General features: G+C 46.8%; 3 rRNA genes (2 of these 3 running past the window's edge). All 3 read left to right on the top strand.

Going from position 1 to position 5,000, the window contains the following annotated elements:
• A 23S ribosomal RNA gene (locus UNH61_RS26400) occupies positions 1-1,848 on the top strand (it extends 1,031 nt beyond the left edge of the window).
• 97 nt (positions 1,849-1,945) lie between these two features.
• Positions 1,946-2,057 (top strand): 5S ribosomal RNA (rrf, locus tag UNH61_RS26395).
• A 533-nt stretch (positions 2,058-2,590) separates the two neighbouring features.
• A 23S ribosomal RNA gene (locus UNH61_RS26390) occupies positions 2,591-5,000 on the top strand (it continues 469 nt past the right edge of the window).

Genomic DNA, 5,000 nt, shown 5'->3' with positions numbered 1-5,000 from the left:
CCTAATCGTATGTTAAGTTGAACAAACGCGGTTCAAATCCTAAAACAGCCAGGATGTTGGCTTGGAAGCAGCCATTCATTTAAAGAGTGCGTAACAGCTCACTGGTCGAGGGTTTGGGCACGGAAAATAATCGGGCATCAAACATACAACCGAAGCTTTAGGCCTGGCAGTAATGCCAGACGGTAGGGGAGCATTCCAAACTGCGTGGAAGGTGTGTCGCGAGGCATGCTGGAGCGTTTGGAAAAGAAAATGTAGGCATAAGTAACGATAAATAAGATGAAAAATCTTATCGCCGAAAGACTAAGGGTTCCTGATCAACGCTAATCGGATCAGGGTTAGTCGGGTCCTTAGGCAAAGCCGAGAGGCGTAGCTGATGGCAAGTTGGTGAATATTCCAACACCTGCAATAATTTCGATGGGGTAACGGAGTAGTGAAAGGACTGCGCACTTACGGAATAGTGCGTTAAAGGGAGTAGTTAAATTTCTGGTAGGAAAATCCGCCAGGAATGATGAACCTGAAAGTACAGCAAAGCTTCGGCAGCGCTGATAATGTCCCTAATCAGACTTCCAAGAAAACCCTCTAAGGTTAGGTTATTGCAGCCCGTACCGTAAACCGACACAGGTAGTCGAGATGAATATTCTCAGGCGCTCGGGTGATCCGTGGTAAAGGAACTAGGCAAATTGACGCTGTAACTTCGGGATAAGGCGTGCCACAGTGATGTGGCCTCAGTAAAATGGTGCAACCAACTGTTTAACAAAAACACAGGGCCCTGCAAAATCGAAAGATGACGTATAGAGCCTGATACCTGCCCGGTGCTGGAAGGTTAAGGAAGGATGTTCGGAGCAATCCAAAGCTTCTGACTGAAGCCCCAGTAAACGGCGGCCGTAACTATAACGGTCCTAAGGTAGCGAAATTCCTTGTCGGGTAAGTTCCGACCTGCACGAATGGTCTAATGAGTTGCACACTGTCTCTACCACGAGCCCGGTGAAATTGTAGTATCGGTGAAGATGCCGGTTAATCGCAACGGGACGGAAAGACCCCGTGAACCTTCACTACAACTTAACATTGATTTTGAATGCCAGATGTGTAGGATAGTTGGGAGACTATGAAGCAGGTTCGCCAGGATTTGTGGAGTCATCGTTGAAATACCAACCTTCTGTTATTTAGAGTCTAACCCGGTAACGGGGACATTGTTTGGTGGGTAGTTTGACTGGGGTGGTCGCCTCCTAAAAGGTAACGGAGGCTCGCAAAGGTACCCTCAGTACGGTTGGTAATCGTACGCAGAGCGCATTAGTAAAAGGGTGCTTGACTGTGAGGCGGACAAGCCGATCAGGTGCGAAAGCAGGCTAAAGTGATCCGGTGGTTCTGTATGGAAGGGCCATCGCTCAAAGGATAAAAGGTACTCCGGGGATAACAGGCTGATCTCACCCAAGAGCTCATATCGACGGTGAGGTTTGGCACCTCGATGTCGGTTCGTCACATCCTGGGGCTGGAGAAGGTCCCAAGGGTTCGGCTGTTCGCCGATTAAAGTGGCACGTGAACTGGGTTCAGAACGTCGCAAGACAGTTCGGTCCCTATCTGTTGTGATCGTTAGTAAATTGAGAGGACATGACCTTAGTACGAGAGGACCGGGTCGTACGTACCGCTGGTGTATCTGTTGTGCCGCCAGGTGCATTGCAGAGTAGCTATGTACGGATAGGATAAACGCTGAAAGCATCTAAGCGTGAAACCTGCTTCAAGATGAGTTTACTTTTAAGGGCCGTCGCAGACTACGACGTTGATAGGTTACAGGTGTAAGGGTGGTAACATCGCAGCCGAGTAATACTAATTGCCCGTAAGCTTTAACTTTCTTAATGTTACGTTATCGTAAGATAACACTGAATACAACTTAATTTTCCCGGTATGTCTATCTTATTGGGTTTGCTGCAACAGTAAACAAAGATCTTATGGTGGTTATGCCGAGGGTGTTCACCTCTTCCCATTCCGAACAGAGAAGTTAAGCCCCTCATGGCCGATGGTACTGCACTATCATGCGGGAGAGTAGGTAGCTGCCATACTTATTAAGAGAAAAGTCCTGGTGACCTGCCAGGACTTTTTCTTTTTCTTTCTCATAATGAAGAAAAGGGGATCACTACTGATCTGTCGGATATACATTCAACTCCAGGTTGATTACAAGTTTGAAATAAGTTTGAAAGTAATTTGAGATAAACTCAAATAGTTTTGTTTGCGAATAGTAAAGAGTATATCTTTGCCGTCCGCTTCAAAAATTCAGTTCTTTATAAGTTACAGGTTAACTATTCAATACCATCTTGATAAATAAGGAATTGATATTAAGGCAATTAAAAATGCAAAGAAATTTTAAAAAGTTTTGGTGATTCAATGAATGATCACTACCTTTGCAAGCCGAACGAAAAAAAGATAGTTCTTTAACAAATCACAGGATGTGTAACCGGAAGGGTTACGGAGATCAGCTCTCACACATCAGCTAACAGCTAATAGCGAACAGCTAAGAGCTTAAGTTCTTTGACATATTGGGAAAAGCAAAATTTTTGCAAGTTGTATTCAGGTAGTAATATCTGGGACAAAAATATTTAAAGCGAATAAGGGCGCATGGCGGATGCCTAGGATCTAAGAGGCGAAGAAGGACGTGGTAAGCTGCGATAAGCTACGGGGAGATGCAAACGATCGTTACATCCGTAGATTTCCGAATGGGACAACCCGGTACACTGAAGGTGTACCACCCGCAAGGGAGCCAACGCAGGGAACTGAAACATCTAAGTACCTGCAGGAAAAGAAAATAACTAATGATTCCCCAAGTAGTGGCGAGCGAACAGGGAAGAGCCCAAACCGGGTCGAAGCAATTCTACCCGGGGTTGTAGGACTACTTTTAGAAAGCTAAATCAAGTTGAATCATCTGGAAAGATGAGCCTCAGCAGGTGAAAGCCCTGTAGACAGAAATTTTAGTGGACATGTAGTATCCTGAGTAGCGCGGGACCGGAGGAATCCTGTGTGAAACTGCCAGCACCATCTGGTAAGGCTAAATACTCCTTAGATACCGATAGTGAACCAGTACCGTAAGGGAAAGGTGAAAAGTACTCCGAACAGGAGAGTGAAATAGTACCTGAAACCGTGCGCTTACAAGCGGTCGGAGCTCGCAAGAGTGACGGCGTGCCTTTTGCATAATGAGCCTACGAGTTACTCCTCACTGGCAAGGTTAAGGTCTTCAGTACCGGAGCCGCAGCGAAAGCAAGTTCTAACAGAGCGAACAAGTCAGTGGGGGTAGACGCGAAACTTTGTGATCTATCCATGGGCAGGGTGAAGGTTAGGTAAAACTAACTGGAGGCCCGAACTCATTAGCGTTGAAAAGCTATGGGATGACCTGTGGATAGGGGTGAAAGGCCAATCAAACTGAGAGATAGCTCGTTCTCCCCGAAATGTTTTTAGGAACAGCCTTGGATATAGACGTATTATAGAGGTAGAGCTACTAATTGGGCTAGGGGGCTTCACCGCCTACCAAACCCTAATAAACTCCGAATGCTATAATATAATCTCCAGGAGTGAGGCTGTGGGCGCTAAGGTCCATGGCCGAGAGGGAAATAACCCAGACTAACAGCTAAGGTCCCTAATCGTATGTTAAGTTGAACAAACGCGGTTCAAATCCTAAAACAGCCAGGATGTTGGCTTGGAAGCAGCCATTCATTTAAAGAGTGCGTAACAGCTCACTGGTCGAGGGTTTGGGCACGGAAAATAATCGGGCATCAAACATACAACCGAAGCTTTAGGCCTGGCAGTAATGCCAGACGGTAGGGGAGCATTCCAAACTGCGTGGAAGGTGTGTCGCGAGGCATGCTGGAGCGTTTGGAAAAGAAAATGTAGGCATAAGTAACGATAAATAAGATGAAAAATCTTATCGCCGAAAGACTAAGGGTTCCTGATCAACGCTAATCGGATCAGGGTTAGTCGGGTCCTTAGGCAAAGCCGAGAGGCGTAGCTGATGGCAAGTTGGTGAATATTCCAACACCTGCAATAATTTCGATGGGGTAACGGAGTAGTGAAAGGACTGCGCACTTACGGAATAGTGCGTTAAAGGGAGTAGTTAAATTTCCGGTAGGAAAATCCGCCGGGAATGATGAACCTGAAAGTACAGCAAAGCTTCGGCAGCGCTGATAATGTCCCTAATCAGACTTCCAAGAAAACCCTCTAAGGTTAGGTTATTGCAGCCCGTACCGTAAACCGACACAGGTAGTCGAGATGAATATTCTCAGGCGCTCGGGTGATCCGTGGTAAAGGAACTAGGCAAATTGACGCTGTAACTTCGGGATAAGGCGTGCCACAGTGATGTGGCCTCAGTAAAATGGTGCAACCAACTGTTTAACAAAAACACAGGGCCCTGCAAAATCGAAAGATGACGTATAGAGCCTGATACCTGCCCGGTGCTGGAAGGTTAAGGAAGGATGTTCGGAGCAATCCAAAGCTTCTGACTGAAGCCCCAGTAAACGGCGGCCGTAACTATAACGGTCCTAAGGTAGCGAAATTCCTTGTCGGGTAAGTTCCGACCTGCACGAATGGTCTAATGAGTTGCACACTGTCTCTACCACGAGCCCGGTGAAATTGTAGTATCGGTGAAGATGCCGGTTAATCGCAACGGGACGGAAAGACCCCGTGAACCTTCACTACAACTTAACATTGATTTTGAATGCCAGATGTGTAGGATAGTTGGGAGACTATGAAGCAGGTTCGCCAGGATTTGTGGAGTCATCGTTGAAATACCAACCTTCTGTTATTTAGAGTCTAACCCGGCAGCGGGGACATTGTTTGGTGGGTAGTTTGACTGGGGTGGTCGCCTCCTAAAAGGTAACGGAGGCTCGCAAAGGTACCCTCAGTACGGTTGGTAATCGTACGCAGAGCGCATTAGTAAAAGGGTGCTTGACTGTGAGGCGGACAAGCCGATCAGGTGCGAAAGCAGGCTAAAGTGATCCGGTGGTTCTGTATGGAAGGGC

Source organism: Chitinophaga sp. 180180018-3 (genome assembly GCF_037893185.1).
Classification (GTDB): Bacteria; Bacteroidota; Bacteroidia; order Chitinophagales; family Chitinophagaceae; genus Chitinophaga.
This window is presented reverse-complemented; position numbering and strand designations above follow the sequence as displayed.